We start from the raw sequence: 15,626 nt of genomic DNA on the forward strand, positions 1-15,626 counted from the left end.
CAGGAGCCGTGACCATGAAGATCTTCCTCACCGGCGGATCCGGATACATCGGCAAGGCCACGATCAGTGCGCTGGTCCGCCACGGGCACACCGTGGAGGCGCTGGCCCGCAACGACCGCGCCGCCGGGACCGTCGCCTCCCTCGGGGCGACACCGGTGCGCGGCGGACTGGGCGACCTCGGTGCGCTGAACGCGGCGGCGGCCCGCGCGGAGGCGGTCATCCACCTCGCGCAGGCCGGGACCGGGGACGAGGACCTCGCGGCGGCCACCGCCATGCAGGACGGCGTGGGCACCGGCACCTACGTGCACACCGGCGGCACCTGGGTCCACGGCGACACGGACGGGGTCGTGGACGAGACCGCCCCCTGGAACCCGCCGTCCCTGGTCGCCTGGCGCGAGCCGGTGGAGGACGCCGTGCTGCGGCGCGCGCGGCAGGGCGGCCGTCCCGTCCTGGTGCGGCCCGGTCTGCTGTACGGCGGCGAGAACCGCCTGATCGACATGTTCTACGCCGTCCCGGGCAGGGAGGCGGGCGCCGTTCCGTACATCGGCGACGGTGCGAACCACTGGGCGCTGGTGCACGTCGACGACGTCGCGGAGCTGTACGTCGCCGCCCTGAAGGCGGCGCCCGGCTCGGTGTACGTCGGCGTGGGCGGGGTGAACCCCACCGCCAAGGAGTGCTCGCTGGCCGTGGCCCGCTCCGTCGGCCTCGACGGCAAGGTCGCCTCCCTCACCCTGGAGCAGGCCCGTGAGCGGATGGGCCCGGTCGCGGACGCCTTCGCCCTGGACCAGCAGTTCACCCCGGCGCGCGCCGAGGCCGAGCTGGGGTGGACGCCCGCGCACACCGACCCGCTGGCCGTCCTCGCCGGCGAGGAGTGACCCCGGCATGGACGCGCCGGGCACCGTCCGCGACGCTCGCCGCGGCCCGGACGGCCGCAGCCGTGGCCGGGACGGGTAGATTCGTCACGACTGCCTCGATCGTCCCACAGGGTCTCGGAGAGAGTGAGCGGTGAGTCCGGGTGGATGTCGACCTGCGCAAGCTCCGGTATTTCGTGGCCGTGGCCGAGGAGCTGCATTTCGGGCGCGCGGCCGAGCGGCTGCACGTCGCGCAGCCGGTGCTGTCCCGGCAGATCCGGAGCCTGGAGGACGACCTGGGCGTCGAGGTCTTCGCACGGGACCGGCGCGGCACGCTGCTCACCGCGGCCGGGCAGCAGTTGCTGGAGGACGCCGTCCCGTTGCTCGCGTCGGCCGAGGCGCTGCTGCGGCGGGTGCGGACGGCGGGGCGGGGCACCCCCACGCTGACCGTCGGGTTCATGCCCGGCATCACGCTCACCCCGGCCACGGCCCTCTTCACCGCCCGCCGCCCCGGCGTCGACGTGCGTCTGCTGCGCACCAGCTGGGACGACCAGGTGGAGGTGCTGCACGACGGCCGGGCGGACATCGGCGTCGTGCGGCTGCCCGTCGACCGGCGGGGCCTCCAGGTGCGGCCGCTGTTCCGGGAGCCGCGGGTCGTCATGGTGCCGGCCGGGCACCGGCTGGCGGACAGGGCGTCGGTGACCGTCGGCGACCTCGCCCCCGAGCACCTGCTCCAGGACCCGGACGCCGTACCCGAATGGCGTGACGTGGCACTGGAGCTGCGTGAGCGGCGGCGGCCCGGGGTGCCCGTGATCCGCCAGGTGGAGGAGAAGCTGGAACTGGTGGCCTCCGGTGCGGGCATCTGCGTGCTCCCGCTGTCCACCGCCGGCTTCTACACCCGCCCGGACGTGATCGCGCTGCCGGTGGAGGACATCGGCCCCAACGAGGTGGCCCTGGCGTGGGTGGCGTCCCGGCGCTCGCCCCTCGTCCACGACTTCGCGGAGGCCGCGGCACAGACCCTCGGCCGGACCCGGCCCGGGACACCGCCGCCGGGCGGCTGAGGATCATGCTCAGCCGATCGTCACGACCCGTGCCCAGGGTGGTGGGGTGTCCGGGACGTAGCCGGGGTCGTTCTCGTCCACGGCGTGGGCGGGACGCGGGAAGAGACCGACGACGGTGCGGCACGGCGGCTGGGTGGAGGGCCACGGGGTCTGTCCGTCCGTGAGGGCCACGATCACGTCCGGGCGGGGACGGGAGCGCAGCGCCCGGGTGAAACCGGACCGCAGATCGGTTCCGCCGCCGCCGACCAGCGCGAGGTTCTCGGCGCGGCAGAGGGGGACGGCGATCCCGGCCGCCGCGTCGCAGGAGATCACCGAGACCAGGTCGCGCCGTCCGCCCACCGCCCGCGAGATCGCCGCGACCTCCAGCAGCGCGCTGCCCAGTTCGGCGTCGCTCACCGAACCGGACGTGTCGATCACGACGCAGACCCGGGGCGGCGTACGGCGCAGGCTCGGCAGCAGTACTCCGGGGACACCGGCCGAGCGCCGGGACGGACGCCGGTAGCCGTGGTCCTCGCCCGCCCCCGGCGCGCCCGTCGCCGAGCGGACCGCCGCTCCGAGCAACTGCCGCCAGGGCTGGGGCGGGTGGAACACCTCCTCGGCCCATCGACGCCATCCCTCCGGCGCGTGGCCGGGGCGGCCCCTGATGCCCTCGGCCACCCGGAAGCGGACCGCGTCCCGCTGCTGCCTGCTCAGCCCGTGCGCCCCGTCGGGTCCCAGCTCCCACGGCCGGGCCTGCCCGTCGGCACCGCTGCCGCAGTCCAGCCAGGCCAGGTCCGCGGTGAGCCCGGACAGCGACGCCGTGCGCAGGTACTCCTCCATGAGGAGACCTTCGGGCAGCCGCAGCACGGACGGGTGCACCGCTCCGGCGGGCCGGGGCAGGCCGTCGCCGTAGATGTCGTCGTTGATCTCGAAGTCGGCGGCGATGTTCCGCCGGAGCCGCTCGCGGCTCTCGGCCCGGCGGGCCCCCGTCCCGCCGCGCTCGCCCGGCCCGTGGTCCTCGTGCTCCCGTGCGTACCGCTCGCCGCGCGCGTGGTGGTCGCGGAGCAGGTGGGAGACCTCGTGCACCCAGACGCCCGCCAGCTCCTCCACCGGGGTGCGCGCCACGAAGCCGGGTGAGACGTAGCAGCGCCAGTGCGCGTCCACCGCCATCGTCGGCACCGAGCGGTCCTCCACCACGTGCAGCGCGAAGAGGGCGGCGGCCAGGTAGGGGCGGACCCGCACCGCGTGCAGCCGGGCGGCGAGCAGCTTCTCCAGGTCCAGCGGCAGCCCGGGACGGTCGTACGGCCCGCCGGAGGCGGTCGGCTCGGGCGGCACCGTGGCCCGTACCGGGCGGGGCGGCGCGGGCCGGGGCAGAGGACGCGGCAGCGGCCCCGGGCGCTTCGCGGCCCCGGTCATCGGCGCGTCCCCGTCGCACGCCCGGCGCCGGCCGCCGTGGCCCGTCCCACGGACTGTTCCGCCCGCCGGACGAGGCCGACCACCCCGGCCAGCCGCTCCACCGCCTCCGGCACCTCCCAGTCGTCGCGCCGCAGCGCCGCCAGCGTCGTCGCCGGGGCCACCAACAGGTCCGGGGCGCCGGTCTCCAGGGCCCGGACCAGTACCGCCCAGCCCGCCTCCCACCGGTGCCGCTCCGGCCGCGCCCCGACGGCGGCCACCACCGCCTCCAGCGTCGCCTGGCGCAGATCGCCCCGCTCGGGCAGCTCGGCGCGGGCGGGGTCGGCCAGCAGCGACTCCGGGTCCGGCAGGTCCATCCGGTCCAGGTGGGCGAGGAGTTCGAGCCCGGGGCCGTCCCCCACCGCGCCCCGTACCAGCAGCGCCAGCACCTCGCGGGAGACGGAGGCCGCCGTGCCGAAGGCCAGCAGGGTCAGCGCGGCGTCCCAGCTGCGGGGCGAGGGCCAGGCGGCGCCGCGCCGTGTCTCCGTGCCCGGCAGCCGGTGGATCAGCGTCGGCCGGGCCCGCAGGAAGCCGCAGACCGCGCGCCGGGCGTGGGCCACCGCTTCCGGCAGCCGCCCGGGCGCCAGCCGGGGCAGCTCCGCCCGGGGCCAGATCCCGCCGAGTCCGCGCACCACCACCTCCGGTTCGTGCACCCAGTGCAGGTGCACGAACCGGTTGGCGAGCGGCGGGCTCAGCTCCCACCCGTCCGCCGCGGAGGCGCGCGGATTGGCGGCGGCCACGATCCGTACGCCCTGGGGCAGTTGCAGGGCGCCCACCTTCCGCTCCAGGACGACGCGGAGCAGTGCGGCCTGGACGGCGGGGGTGGCGGTGGAGAGTTCGTCGAGGAACAGCAGCCCCCGTCCGGCCCGCACCAGCTCCACCGCCCACTGCGGCGGCGCCATCGGCACGCCCTGCACCGCCGGGTCCTCGCCCACGATGGGCAGCCCGGAGAAGTCGGACGGCTCGTGGACGCTGGCGATCACGGTCGTCAGCGGCAGGCCGAGGGAGTGGGCGAGCTGTGTCAGGGCCGCGGTCTTGCCGATGCCCGGTTCACCCCAGAGCAGTACGGGCAGGTCGGCCGCGACGGCCAGGGTGAGTGCCGCGAGCTGGTCGTCGGGGCGGGGCTCGGTGGTGGTGGTCCGCAGGAGGGTCAGGAGGTCGTCCGCGACGGCGAGTCGGGCGCGGGTGCCGGACGGGCCGGCGGGCTGGGGTGCGGGCGCGCCGACGGCCGGGACCGCGGTCCGCGGGAGGGTGCTGGAGGTCATGGGCATCACCTGGGTGGGATGGGGGGACGGGAGGGCCCGTCCGGAGGTCGTGAGGGCAGGGGGCGCCGAGGTCACGGCACCGCCGGGTGGGATGGGTGAGCCGGGTGGGCCGAGCGGACGATGCCCGCTCAGCGCATGAGGCCGGTGCGCGGCCGGGCCCGGCTGCCCCGCTTGCGGAGCATGGCGTGCGGGGAACGGCGGTCGAGCCGGGGGCGGTGACCCGGGTCGGCGTGACCCGCGTCCGAGACGTTTCCGCCTCCGGCGGTACGGGCGGCGGGGTGCACGGTGACCAGCCCCGAGCGGAAGAGACCGTGGTCGACGCGCCGGGTCGCGGCCGACTCCAGTACCCGCCGGAGCGGCCCGTCGGGCAGCAGGGCGCCGGGGCCGAGGAGTTTCTCGACCACGGTCAGCGCTCCGGTGACGTCACCGTGGAGGAGCCGCTCCCGGACCGCGGGCAGTGCCTCCGGGCTGCGGTGCACGGCGTCGATGGCCCGCAGGCAGGGCAGCGCCGGCCCGCCGAGCGCCACCAGCAGTTCCTCCCGCCGTAGTGCGCCCGGATCGTGGTCGACCGCCGTCAGCACCCCGTCCCGCAGCGCGATCCGGTGGACCTCGCCCCGGCACCGCACCCGGTGCGGGTCGTCGGGGCCGGGCGCCGGTCCGGTCGCCGTGGCCGGGCTCTGCGCCGCCAGTGCCGAGGCGACGAGCGGGTGCAGGCGATCGGCCGTGACGAGCCCGGCGCGCAGCAGCTCCAGATCGGGCAGGGCGCGAGCCGCCGCTTCCGGCAGCACGGGAAGCGCGGCGACCTGCTGGGACGGCAGTGGCTCCCGCAGCGGCCGGAACACCGGGGCGTGGCTGTCGTCGGGGGCGACGAGTTCGAGTACGGCGCGGCCGCGGGCGCCGAGCCGCACGGTGAAGGCGCCGCGAGGGTGGCGGCCCTCGGCCCGCAGCAGCAGTTCCGCCTCGGCGGCCCAGCGGGAGACCGCCCACGACGCGTCGCCGCCGGGCCGGTCCGGACGACCCGGATCACCCGGCCGGTCCCGGAGGTCCGGCGGGGCCGGGCGACGCGTTCCCCCGGAGCGGCCGGGCGGCGGCGCCGGCGGTCCGTCCGCGCCGCATCGCCGCGCGAGTTCGCCGCTTCGACTCGAGTCCCAGAGGTGCCGGTGCAGGTCGAGGCGGTGGCGCCGGTCGGGGTAGGGGTGCGGGTGGTGCCCCGGGACACTGCCTCCGGGCCCCTCCCACAGGGTCAGTGACATGCGCTGTCCGGCGTCCGCCCAGGCCGGTGGTGTCCGCACCACCAGGTGCAGCGGTGTGCCGCCCGGGCTGCCGTAACGGGCGAGGGAGAGGGTGAGGCCCGGCCGGAGCCGTCCGTCGGGAGCGATCCGGGGCATGTGCCAGCGCAGCAGATCCGGCGCCAGCCGGCGCAGATCCGCACGGAGCCGAGCGGCGACGTCGGTGCCGTGGCGGTTGCGCACGGCGCGCAGATCGAGATCGACGTCGACGCGGGCGGCGGCGCAGGCCCCCGACCAGTCGCCGACCGCACGACGCGCGGTCGCGGTCTCGGTCATGGACGGTGGCACGGCGTACTCGCGCACGCGCTGCCACATCAACAGGCGGGACGGGATGTCGTTCGCGAAGTGATGTGCCATCAGCACTCACCTTGCGCGGACGATTCCCCCAATCCGTACGAGGAGAAGGTCTTCATCCCCCGCATCGTAACCACACCGCTGACGATCCGTCCCCGAATTCCGCGCGCCCCAGGCGTCGAGATCGCCACCCTGATGCGGCCCGATCCGAACGAAAGACCTCAGAAGCCGAGGGAGAGGGCGGCTCCGACGCCGCCCAGGCCGAGGGCGACGGCAGCCTCCGCCCAGCCGCCCCTGCCCCAGCGGAAGAAGCGGTCGGCGGCCAGCCGGCCGGGGCCGATGGCGGCGACGGCCAGGGCGGCGACAGCGATCGCCACGTTGTACTCCACACCCCCGTCCGTGTCCCACACGCCGTGGGCGGCGGTCACCGTGACCATCGCGTTGATCATGACGCCGATCAGGGCGGCAGCCGCGAGCGGGGTCAGCAGCCCCAGGGCCAGGCCGAGACCGCCGAGCAGCTCGGACAGACCCCCGATCACGGCGAAGAGCTTGCCCGGGCGGAACCCCAGGGACTCGAAGGCCCTGCCGGTCGCGGTCAGGCCGCCACCTCCGAAGAGACCGAAGACCTTCTGGGCGCCGTGCGCGGCCATGAACAGGCCGAAGGTCAGCCGCAGGAGCAGCAGGCCACAGTCGGCCGCGGTCACCGCCGGCCGTTCGGCGGCCGCCGTGGCGGTGGGGTGCGCCGCCGGGTGAGGTGACTGCGGAGAACGGTTCAGGATGTGTTTGAGCAACATGGCAATGATCCCGTCGGAGCGCCGAAACGGGCGAATTCCCCCAGCTCGCGCGGATGCCGAGCAACCGATGACGTGTGGGTGCGCGCCGCACACCAGTACCGGGCACACACGCCTCACAAGCGATCCTTGCGGTGCGGGGCCCGTTGTGCATCTGGGGGCCCGTCGCCACGGCGGGCACGGCCGGACGTTCGGGCTCACACGCCGAGGACCGGCGGCGGCCACGGCACGCCGATGGTGGACGCCGAGTGACCGGGGGTTCACGGACGCGCTCCTGATCGTCGTCAAGGCCACCGGCCCCGGGCAGCTGCCGTCCGCCGCACCGGTGTGCGGCGGTCGTGCGCGCCGGTGGAACCGGCCGGCGGCGGTCGACCGCACCCGTACGCCGGCCGAGACCGTCACCCGGTGGCCGCGGCACCCCGGCGAAACCCACGACACGATCCGCGAGTCGCCTCGATGGAGCCCGCCACCGGTGACCTGACCCACGGCCGGTGTGCCCGGGCCCTCCCGGGCACACCCGTCCGCCGGCGCCGCTTCCGCCGGCCGGCCTCACCGCGGGGAACCGGCGCGGCGCTCGGCCTCCGTGCGGCCGCCCCACACGCCGTACCGCTGTGCGGAGGCCGCGGCGAAGCCGGCGCAGGCAGCGCGCACCGGACAGTGCCGGCAGATCTCCTGCGCCCTCCGCTCGCGCCGGCGCCGCGCGGAGCCGCGCTCGCCGGGCGGTGAGAAGAACACCGAGCTGTCCATGCCCCGGCAGGCGGCCTCGGCCTGCCACTCCCACGTCCGCAGAAGCGGTTTGAGCTGCGTCGTCATCGGGTGGTCCCTTCTTTCGTCCCTGCTCTCGTGCGGGGGGGGGGTGGCTCGTGGGCGGATGCGTGCGGGGTCAGCTCACCGCGTGGACGGCGTCGCGGATGAGCCGGGCCACGGCCGTGGGCTGCGAGAGGGTGACGGCGTGCGAGGCGCCGTCGATCTCGACCACGGTCGCCCCGGCCCGCGCGGCACCGAAGCGCTCCACGTCCGGAGCGATCACCCGGTCCGCGCCGGCCACCAGGGCCCATGACGGTTTCGTCCGCCACGCGGCGGCGGTGGCCCTCTCCTCGCAAGCGGCCAGGGCGAGTGGAGGCTGACAGGAGGCGAGCACCTCGGCGACCGGGCCGGAGACGTCGGCGGCGAACACCGTCGCGAACGCCTCCGCGCTGAGCGTGACCTCGACGCCCTCACCGCCGCCGGGGACCGGGTAGCTCCACCGCCGGAGCTCGCCCACCGGTCCGGTGGCCGGAAAGCGGCCCTGGAGTTCGCACAGGCTCTCCCCCTCCTGCAGCACAAGGGCGGCGACGTAGACCAGGGCGACGACGTTGTCGGCGGTGCCCGCCTCGGTGATCACCGCGCCGCCGTAGGCGTGCCCGGCCAGGACGACAGGGCCGTCGATCTGCGCGGCCACCGACGCGATGTGCGCGGCGTCGGCCGCGAGGCCGCGCAGCGGGTTCGGCGGGGCGACGACCGGGATGCCGTGGCTGTGCAGTTCGGCGACGACGCCGAACCAGATCGCCGTGTCGGCGAACGCCCCGTGGACCAGGACGACGGTGGGGGTGGGGGGCATGGCGGGGTTCCTTCCCGGTTCACGGGTGTGTCGGCGAGGGGTGGCCGGGCAGGAGGCGGACGGCGGCGTGCCGGGTGGCCTCGACGGCGTGGCACGGGTGGCCTCGTGGGCAGTGGCGGCATGCGCCGCTTCGGCGGCGGGAGGTGAAGGTGAGCGGGCCGGCGGGTGCGTCCGGCGCGGGGAGGTGAGCGGCTCAGGCGTCGGAGGACATGGTGGCCTGCCACTGTCTGGGGGTGATGCCGTAGGTCTGCCGGAACAGGCGGCTGAAGTGGGAGGGGCTGGTGAAGCCCCAGCTGTGGGCCACGGCGGCCACGGTACGGCGCCTGCCGCGCAGTTCGGCGCGGCAGGCGTCGAGTCTGCTCTGCCGTATCCAGGCGCTCACGGTGGTGCCGCCGGACTGGAAGAGCTTGTGCAGGTAGCGCACCGAGATGTGGTGTGCCCGGGCGATCGACTCGGGCGCGAGGTCCGGGTCCATGAGGTTGTCCTGGATGTGCTGCTGGATGCGCGTCAGCATCTCGTGGCCGCCGGGGGCGGGGCGCCGTCCGCGTGTCTGGAGGACGTCCCGGACGAGGAGGGCCACGAGGTCGGCCGTGTTCAGGGCGAGGCGGCGGCCGCCGGTCACCCGCTGGTGGCGTGGTGTTCTGGCGAGTGCGGTCAGGAACTGCGACACCAGGGACGTCAGGCCGCTCCGGCCGTCGAGGTGGGTGTGCGCGACCTCGCGCAGGTCGGCGGCCGACGCGTCCAGCAGGCACAGGGGGATGCGGAAGAGGGCCAGACTCTCGCTGCGGGAAAGCGTGTCGGGGGGGAAGGCGGCGCCGAGCAGGATGTCGCCGGGCTCCAGCCTCGGTGGGGAATCGTGCGGGAAAAGCACCGGCTCGTCGCAGACGTTGACGGCCAGACAAAGGTGCTCGTCGTCGTCGCCGACGGCCGGCCAGGGCAGGTTGATGAAAGGGCCTGAATCATTTCCCGGGGACGGAGCGGACGGTTCTTGTCCGGGGGTTCGGGGCATGGCAGGGCTGAGCGACCGGGTCACATCGGGCTCCCGTCGTTTTCTTTTCGTGTTCGGTTCTTCAGGAGGGCAGCCGCATTCAGGCGTTCACGTCGCTGTGATCCGCTGGACGCGGCTGCTCGGAGAGGAATGCGCCGACGACGTCGTTGAAGGCGGGCGGGTTCTCCAGGAAGGGAAAGTGCGAGTTGGCCACCGTGGCCGGAAAGACGTGGAGCCGCGCGTCCGGGATGCGCTGGGCGACGAACCGCTGCGACCGCGGGTGGACATGACTGCCGTCGCATCCGATGACCAGCGTGGGCACGTCGATGCGGGGCAGCACGTCCCGCCAGTCCTGGGCGCAGTGGTCGAAGAGGAGCGGCACGCCCGCGTGTGCGGGGGTGGCGCTGATCTGCTCGGCCACGAAGGAGAGGAGGCCGGGGTCGGGCTCGCCGGAGAACATGCCGCGGACGAACTCGTATCGTGCCTGTTCACCGCCCGGGCCGGCGAGCTGCGCGCCGAGCGCGACCAGACCGGCGACGTCGAAGACGGCACCCGACTGCCGCTGCTCCTGCGGCGACATCCACGGCACCGCGGCGACGGCCGCGGGCTGGTCCACGGCGACGAAGCGCCGCAGACGGCCGGTGCCGTACTGGTCGACGAAGCTCCACCACACCGAGGCCCCCATCGACCAGCCCAGGGCGTCGAACCGGTCCAGACCCAGGTGGTCGACGAGGTCCAGCACATCGGCCGCGAAACGAGCGACGCGATAACCGTGGTACGGCTTGTCCGACACCCCGTGTCCCCGGAAATCCAGGGTGATGACGCGGTGCGCCGGGGAAAGTCCCCGCACCTGATGGCGGAACATCTCCTGCGTCTGCCCCCAGCCGTGCAGCATGACCAGGGGGAATCCCTCTCCCCCGCTGTCCCGGTACACCAGCCGCACTCCGTCGCCGGTCGTCAGCTGTTCCACGGCCCCCACGTCGACTCCTCCTCGTACTCCGCCGCAACGGCACATTCCACGGCGGCGGGTTACTGCTTTGATTCACGGAGCCGGCCTCGGCACGGCTCCCGTGTACGGAATTCTGTGCCACCCGGCACCTCGCGCACCACCGCGCTCCGTAGTGATCCGCCGGCGCGCATTTCGTCATTCCGTGGGGCGGGCCCGGTTCCGCCCCCCCATGTGACCCGTTCAGACGGCGGTCTGGACGTCGCTCTCGGCCTGGAGCAGTTCGAGGGTGCGCAGGCCCAGGTGCAGGACCAGACGGTCGCCGCCGCTGTCGAGGTCGAGGCCGGTGATCTCCTGGATCTGGCGCAGCCGGTAGTACAGCGAGGTGCGGTGGATCTGCAGGGCTTCGGCCGTGCGCGGGATGGATCCGGCGTGTTCGAGGAAGCACCGCAGCGTTTCCTCGAGGCGCCGGCCGCCGGGGCTGTCCAGCAGCAGGCGGAGCGGTGTGGGCACCAGTGACGGGGTCAGGGCGTGGTCGGGTACCTGGAGGAGTACGGCGAGGTCGCCCAGCGACTCCCACGCGCCGACGCCCTTCAGGTGGGGCAGGCGGCGCGCGGCGCGGGCCGCGACGAGGGCCTGCGCGTGCGAGGTCCAGGCGTCGGCGAGGCCGTCGTGGGTGCCGCCGATGCCGAGGACGGGGGCGGCCGAGGCGTCCAGGTAGGCGGCGAGGGCCTCGCGGACGGCTCGGGCCTGGTCCCCCAGTTCCTGTGCCGTCAACGGCCGGGCCGAGACCTGGAGGAGGACGGCGCCGTCCGGTGTGGCGGCCATGACGCCGTCCGCCGAGCGGGTGCGCGCGTACCCCTCCAGGGAGGCGCGCAGCGCGATCTCCACCTGTCCGGGCGGCTCCGCCGAGCGGGAGACCTGGACGACGCTCACCACTGCGTGCGGGGCGTCGGGCAGGAGGCCGCCCTCGAGGATCTGCCGGCGTGCCGCGGCGCGGGCCGCCGCACCGGTGCCGAGGAGGGACTGCAGTGTCTCGTGGAGGTCCACCTCGCCCTCGGAGGCGGCGAGCTGGTCCGCGCGGAGCTGGGCGCTGATGGCCGGCAGCGCCTGCGCGATGCTGTCGGTCTCCTCGCGGGTGAGTGTCCCGTCCGGTGCGACCACCATCAGCAGGCCGAGCAGTTCGCCGCGCTCGCGCAGCGGGACGCAGTAGCGGGTGAGCAGCCCCAGGTCGTCGCGGCCCGGGATGAGACCCGGCTTCGTCCAGCGGGCCACGCCCTGGTCGAGGACGTACCGGATGGCGACGTCGTCGGCGCGGCCCCGCAGCAGGCTGCGTATGCGGACCGGGTCCTCGTCGCCGAAGTGCTGGCTGGAACAGATCAGCCGCACCAGGGGGTCGTCGACGACCACCGACCGCCGCAGCCGCTCGGCGAGTTGCTCGATCAGTCCCTGCAGCGCGTCGCTGCCCACCCGGACGCGCAGTCGCCGTTCGGCCATGGCGTCTCCCTCCCGCTCACCCGGCCTTTCTACAAGCCGTGAAAGGGGCGGTTCAAATCTTCGACAAGGTGCGGAACACCTTGCCGGAGGCCGCGGGAACCGCCTGGTGGGGGCGGTGCGGAGGGGCAGGGGCGCTTCGGCGGGCCCGACGGGGCGGCGGAACGCCGGGTGTTTGCCTCACAGCGCACGACCTCTGGTCCCCGAGCGCACGGAAGAGCCGCCGCCCTTGCGGGTGCCGGCCGGCCGGCACCCGCGCGGGAGTGCACTCACAGGACACTTCCGGTGCGCTCGCAGAACACGTGGCCGGGGTGCCGCGCGAGGTTCAGCAGGTGCGGCCCGTGTAGTGGGCGCCCTGGATTTTGGTGGCGGAGCCCAGCCAGGTCCGGCCCGGGGCGACGCACCGTTCGTAGTCGGGTGCCAAGGCCACCTCGACCTTGATCACCACGTGGGAGCCGTCGGAGGTGCAGTGGTTGTAGTAGGCGTCGGAGCCGGTCTCGTAGAAGCCGCACGGATCGGCGGCCGCCGGGGTCGCGGTGACGGTGCCGGCGCCCAGGAAGGTGAAGGCGAGGGCGAAGGCACCGAGGGTGCTGGTCAGCTGACGACGGACACGCACGACGAACTCCTCGTGGGGTGCGGAAGGGAAGAAGCCGGGCCGCCCGGGCGGCGGGGGCGCCCGCGCCCGGCACACGTGTCCATGCTCACGGACCGCGGCGGCCCGGTACGCCTCCCGCCCGCCTCTTTCACCCGGCGAATCATTTCCTCGCTACGCCATCCGGGTCACACCTACGGACGCGGGCCCGGGACCGGCGCAGGCGGAAGGGAAAAGTGGCGCCTCTTTTCCTGCCCCGTTGGTTACACGTACTCAACGCACCTGTCCCGCGAGGGCTTTCTCGTCGTCAGCTCTTGACGGGTGTGGTCCAGACCTTTAGGTTCACCGGCCAGCAGCATCTACGCATACGACCAGCACTCACGTTCATGAACGCCTTCGCTCATGCCTGGCCCCCGTCCCGGGCCGGACCGAGAAGGGAGCATCGGATGCAAAAGGTGAGATCCGGCGCGGCACACATCCCCATGTGGCTGGCCTTTCTCCTCGCGGCGCTGGTCAGCCTGACGGCGCAGCCACCCGCCCAGGCCGCGGCAGCCGCGGAGCCGTTCCGCGTGCTGGCGCTGTACAACGGCACCTGGGACGCCGCGCACATCAGTTTCGTCCGCGAAGCCAACCAGTGGTTCCCCCAGCAGGCGGCGGCGAACGGCTTCACCTACACCGCCAGCAACAACTGGGACCTCCTCGCGAACGGCGGTGTCAACAGCTACCAGGTGGTCCTCTTCCTCGACGACCTGCCCCAGTCGGCCGCCCAACGGGCGGGCTTCGAGCAGTACATGCGGAACGGCGGCGCCTGGATGGGCTTCCACGTCTCGGCGTTCACGACCGACGCGCAGAGCTGGCCGTGGTACCACAACCAGTTCCTGGGCAGTGGGAACTTCCGCTCGAACACCTGGGGTCCGACCACGGCGGTCCTGCGGGTGGAGGACCGTACGCACCCCTCGACCCGGAACCTGCCCGCCACCTTCACCTCGTCGGTGAGCGAGTGGTACAGCTGGTCCAACGACCTGCGGCAGAACCCGGACATCAAGATCCTGGCCTCCGTCGACCCCAGCAGCTTCCCGCTCGGCACCGACCCCGCCCAGACCTGGTACAGCGGGTACTACCCGATCCTGTGGACGAACACCAAGTACAAGATGCTGTACGCGAACTTCGGCCACAACGCGATGAACTACGACACCAACACGGCCCTGTCGTCCACCTTCGCCAGCGCCACGCAGAACCAGTTCGTCCTGGACGGGCTGAAGTGGCTGGGCGGGGCGGCCTCGTCCCAGCCGCCCGCGGACGGCATCTCCGAGACCGCCTGGTACACGCTGCGCAACACCGGCAACGGAACGTGTGCCGACGCCCGTGCCGCCGGCACGGCCAACGGGACCGTCGTCCAGCAGTACACCTGCAACTCCACCACGGCACAGCAGTTCCAGTTCCGCTCCACCGACAGCGGCTACACACGCATCGCCGCTCGCGGCAATCCGCAGCAGGTCGTCGACGTCGTCGACCGTTCCACGGCCGACAACGCGCCGCTTCAGCTGTGGTCCTACGGCGGGGGCACCAACCAGCAGTGGCTGCCGGTGAAGGAGGCCACCGGGCGGTACCACTTCACCGCCCGGCACAGCGGGAAGTGCCTGACCGCGTCCGCCACGGCCGCCGACAGCGTCCAGCTCACCCAGCGGACCTGTGACGGCTCCGGCGCCCAGAGCTTCCAACTGGCCGCCCAGCCCTGATCACCTGTCCGCCCCGGTCCCGCCCGCCCCGGCCGGACACCGCCGCCCCGATGCCACGTCCGCCACACAGCCGCGGACACCGCGTCGGGGCGGCACTCGTCACGGCGCCCGGCCGGGGGCGGTGCCCCGTTCGCGTCGGAGGTGAGCGTGCGGGCGAGTGGCCGCACTCCAGCAGGGTCGGGCCATCGGGGGTGAAACGCAGGCCGGTTCGGCCCGGGCGTCCGGCGTGCCGCCACAGACGCTGCGCGGAGACCAGGTCCCAGCCGCGGAGTTCGTCCTTGTCGTGGCGTCGTCGCCGGTCCTCCTCGGCGCCGGCGAGGGCGTTCGAGGCGCGCCGTACCGGCCGTCGGGGCCCGCGGTCCAACTCCCGCTCCCCGCACGGCGCGAGGCACGTGGAGGGCGCGAGTAGGATGATCGAACACATGGCCTGACCCGCTCACCCCGCGCAACGGAGCTGCTATGACGACCGATTCACCGGCGCCCCTGGAGATCGACACCAGCAAGGCGCATCCCGCGCGGGTCTACGACTGGCTGTTGGGCGGCAAGGACAACTACCCGGTCGACGAGGCCGTGGCGGTGCGGCTGCCGGCCGAGGCGCGGGACGCGGCGCGGCAGAACCGCCAGTTCATGCACCGGGCCGCCGCCTGGCTCGCCGGGCAGGGCATAGACCAGTTCCTGGACATCGGTACGGGCATCCCCACCCAGCCCAACCTGCACCAGATCGTCCAGGAGATCGTGCCGACGGCGAAGGTCGTCTACACCGACAACGACCCGATCGTCCTGCGCCACGCCGAGGCGCTGCTGATCAGCAGCGACGAAGGCGTCACCGACTACATCCAGGCCGATGTGCGGGAGGCGGAGTCCATCGTCCGGCACGCCCGGCGGGTCCTGGACTTCGACCGGCCGATCGCGCTGTCGCTGATCGCGCTGATGCACTTCGTCACCGACGAGCAGGACGCCCACGGAATCGTCCGGAACCTGGTCGCCACGCTGCCTCCGGGCAGCCACCTGGTGCTGTCGCACGCCGCGTCCGACCTCTATCCGGAGCTCGCCGCGCAGGTCACCACCGAGTACGCCAAGGGCGGCATCAAGCTCGGCTTCCGGACGCGCCCGGAGGTGGAGCGCTTCTTCGACGGCCTGGAGCTCGTGCCGCCCGGCCTCGTGACCGCCACGGAGTGGGGCGTGTCGGGTACGGACACGGTGCCGGAGGGGAGCGGGATCTACGCGGCGGTGGCCCGCGTTCCGTGACCCGGGTCCCGTCCCGCGGCGATACGCCACCTCGCCG

At 73.9% G+C, this 15,626-nt stretch carries 14 protein-coding genes; 4 read left to right on the forward strand and 10 right to left on the reverse strand.

What is annotated here, in order from left to right; genetic code table 11:
- The first annotated feature begins 14 nt into the window (after positions 1–14).
- Together AB0946_RS14355 and AB0946_RS14360 are read left to right on the forward strand one after the other, a co-directional pair.
- Complete coding sequence (locus tag AB0946_RS14355) at positions 15–875, forward strand: NAD-dependent epimerase/dehydratase family protein (protein WP_366761093.1); 861 nt, start codon at positions 15–17, stop codon at positions 873–875.
- Between the two features lie 140 nt (positions 876–1,015).
- On the forward strand, positions 1,016–1,912 hold the full coding sequence (locus AB0946_RS14360; RefSeq protein WP_366760883.1) for a LysR substrate-binding domain-containing protein: 897 nt from the start codon (positions 1,016–1,018) through the stop codon (positions 1,910–1,912).
- 9 nt (positions 1,913–1,921) lie between these two features.
- Here the strand turns inward: AB0946_RS14360 and AB0946_RS14365 are convergent, their stop codons facing one another.
- The 10 genes from AB0946_RS14365 to AB0946_RS14410 form a co-directional block, all read right to left on the reverse strand.
- On the reverse strand, positions 1,922–3,307 hold the full coding sequence (locus tag AB0946_RS14365) for a VWA-like domain-containing protein (RefSeq protein WP_366760884.1): 1,386 nt from the start codon (positions 3,305–3,307) through the stop codon (positions 1,922–1,924).
- Positions 3,304–4,608 carry an AAA family ATPase gene (locus tag AB0946_RS14370; RefSeq protein ID WP_366760885.1) on the reverse strand — a complete coding sequence of 435 codons (1,305 nt, stop codon included), beginning with the start codon at positions 4,606–4,608 and terminating at the stop codon, positions 3,304–3,306. The genes AB0946_RS14365 and AB0946_RS14370 overlap by 4 nt, the downstream gene beginning before the upstream one ends.
- A gap of 128 nt (positions 4,609–4,736) precedes the next feature.
- On the reverse strand, positions 4,737–6,254 hold the full coding sequence (locus tag AB0946_RS14375) for a hypothetical protein (protein ID WP_366760886.1): 1,518 nt from the start codon (positions 6,252–6,254) through the stop codon (positions 4,737–4,739).
- A gap of 158 nt (positions 6,255–6,412) precedes the next feature.
- A complete protein-coding gene (locus AB0946_RS14380; RefSeq protein ID WP_366760887.1) occupies positions 6,413–6,985 on the reverse strand; it encodes a DoxX family membrane protein in 573 nt (190 codons plus the stop codon).
- A 546-nt stretch (positions 6,986–7,531) separates the two neighbouring features.
- Positions 7,532–7,795 (reverse strand): WhiB family transcriptional regulator, encoded by a 264-nt coding sequence (locus AB0946_RS14385; protein WP_366760888.1) that lies wholly within the window; start codon positions 7,793–7,795, stop codon positions 7,532–7,534.
- A gap of 70 nt (positions 7,796–7,865) precedes the next feature.
- On the reverse strand, positions 7,866–8,582 hold the full coding sequence (locus AB0946_RS14390) for an alpha/beta hydrolase (RefSeq protein WP_366760889.1): 717 nt from the start codon (positions 8,580–8,582) through the stop codon (positions 7,866–7,868).
- Between the two features lie 193 nt (positions 8,583–8,775).
- Positions 8,776–9,591 (reverse strand): helix-turn-helix domain-containing protein, encoded by an 816-nt coding sequence (locus AB0946_RS14395; protein ID WP_366760890.1) that lies wholly within the window; start codon positions 9,589–9,591, stop codon positions 8,776–8,778.
- Between the two features lie 79 nt (positions 9,592–9,670).
- Positions 9,671–10,549 (reverse strand): alpha/beta hydrolase, encoded by an 879-nt coding sequence (locus AB0946_RS14400; RefSeq protein ID WP_366760892.1) that lies wholly within the window; start codon positions 10,547–10,549, stop codon positions 9,671–9,673.
- Positions 10,550–10,759: 210 nt separating this feature from the next.
- Positions 10,760–12,013: a helix-turn-helix domain-containing protein gene (locus AB0946_RS14405; protein ID WP_366760893.1), complete on the reverse strand. Its 1,254-nt coding sequence runs from the start codon at positions 12,011–12,013 to the stop codon at positions 10,760–10,762.
- A gap of 322 nt (positions 12,014–12,335) precedes the next feature.
- Positions 12,336–12,626: a DUF6355 family natural product biosynthesis protein gene (locus tag AB0946_RS14410; protein WP_366760894.1), complete on the reverse strand. Its 291-nt coding sequence runs from the start codon at positions 12,624–12,626 to the stop codon at positions 12,336–12,338.
- A 422-nt stretch (positions 12,627–13,048) separates the two neighbouring features.
- Between AB0946_RS14410 and AB0946_RS14415 the strand changes: the two genes are divergently transcribed.
- On the forward strand, positions 13,049–14,341 hold the full coding sequence (locus tag AB0946_RS14415) for a ThuA domain-containing protein (RefSeq protein WP_366760895.1): 1,293 nt from the start codon (positions 13,049–13,051) through the stop codon (positions 14,339–14,341).
- Positions 14,342–14,800: 459 nt separating this feature from the next.
- A complete protein-coding gene (locus AB0946_RS14420; RefSeq protein ID WP_366760896.1) occupies positions 14,801–15,589 on the forward strand; it encodes an SAM-dependent methyltransferase in 789 nt (262 codons plus the stop codon).
- The last annotated feature ends 37 nt before the right edge of the window (positions 15,590–15,626 follow it).

Origin of the sequence: Streptomyces sp. NPDC046870 (assembly GCF_040704595.1) — a bacterium.
Lineage (GTDB): Bacteria > Actinomycetota > Actinomycetes > Streptomycetales > Streptomycetaceae > Streptomyces > Streptomyces argyrophylli.

What these genes read in the sequence shown, in the direction of transcription:
- AB0946_RS14355 (WP_366761093.1), top strand. Translation starts at nt 15, where the DNA reads ATGAAGATCTTCCTCACCGGCGGATCCGGATACATCGGCAAGGCCACG.
- AB0946_RS14365 (WP_366760884.1), bottom strand. Translation starts at nt 3,307, where the DNA reads ATGACCGGGGCCGCGAAGCGCCCGGGGCCGCTGCCGCGTCCTCTGCCC.
- AB0946_RS14370 (WP_366760885.1), bottom strand. Translation starts at nt 4,608, where the DNA reads ATGACCTCCAGCACCCTCCCGCGGACCGCGGTCCCGGCCGTCGGCGCG.
- AB0946_RS14375 (WP_366760886.1), bottom strand. Translation starts at nt 6,254, where the DNA reads ATGGCACATCACTTCGCGAACGACATCCCGTCCCGCCTGTTGATGTGG.
- AB0946_RS14380 (WP_366760887.1), bottom strand. Translation starts at nt 6,985, where the DNA reads ATGTTGCTCAAACACATCCTGAACCGTTCTCCGCAGTCACCTCACCCG.
- AB0946_RS14385 (WP_366760888.1), bottom strand. Translation starts at nt 7,795, where the DNA reads ATGACGACGCAGCTCAAACCGCTTCTGCGGACGTGGGAGTGGCAGGCC.
- AB0946_RS14390 (WP_366760889.1), bottom strand. Translation starts at nt 8,582, where the DNA reads ATGCCCCCCACCCCCACCGTCGTCCTGGTCCACGGGGCGTTCGCCGAC.
- AB0946_RS14395 (WP_366760890.1), bottom strand. Translation starts at nt 9,591, where the DNA reads ATGCCCCGAACCCCCGGACAAGAACCGTCCGCTCCGTCCCCGGGAAAT.
- AB0946_RS14405 (WP_366760893.1), bottom strand. Translation starts at nt 12,013, where the DNA reads ATGGCCGAACGGCGACTGCGCGTCCGGGTGGGCAGCGACGCGCTGCAG.
- AB0946_RS14415 (WP_366760895.1), top strand. Translation starts at nt 13,049, where the DNA reads ATGCAAAAGGTGAGATCCGGCGCGGCACACATCCCCATGTGGCTGGCC.
- AB0946_RS14420 (WP_366760896.1), top strand. Translation starts at nt 14,801, where the DNA reads ATGACGACCGATTCACCGGCGCCCCTGGAGATCGACACCAGCAAGGCG.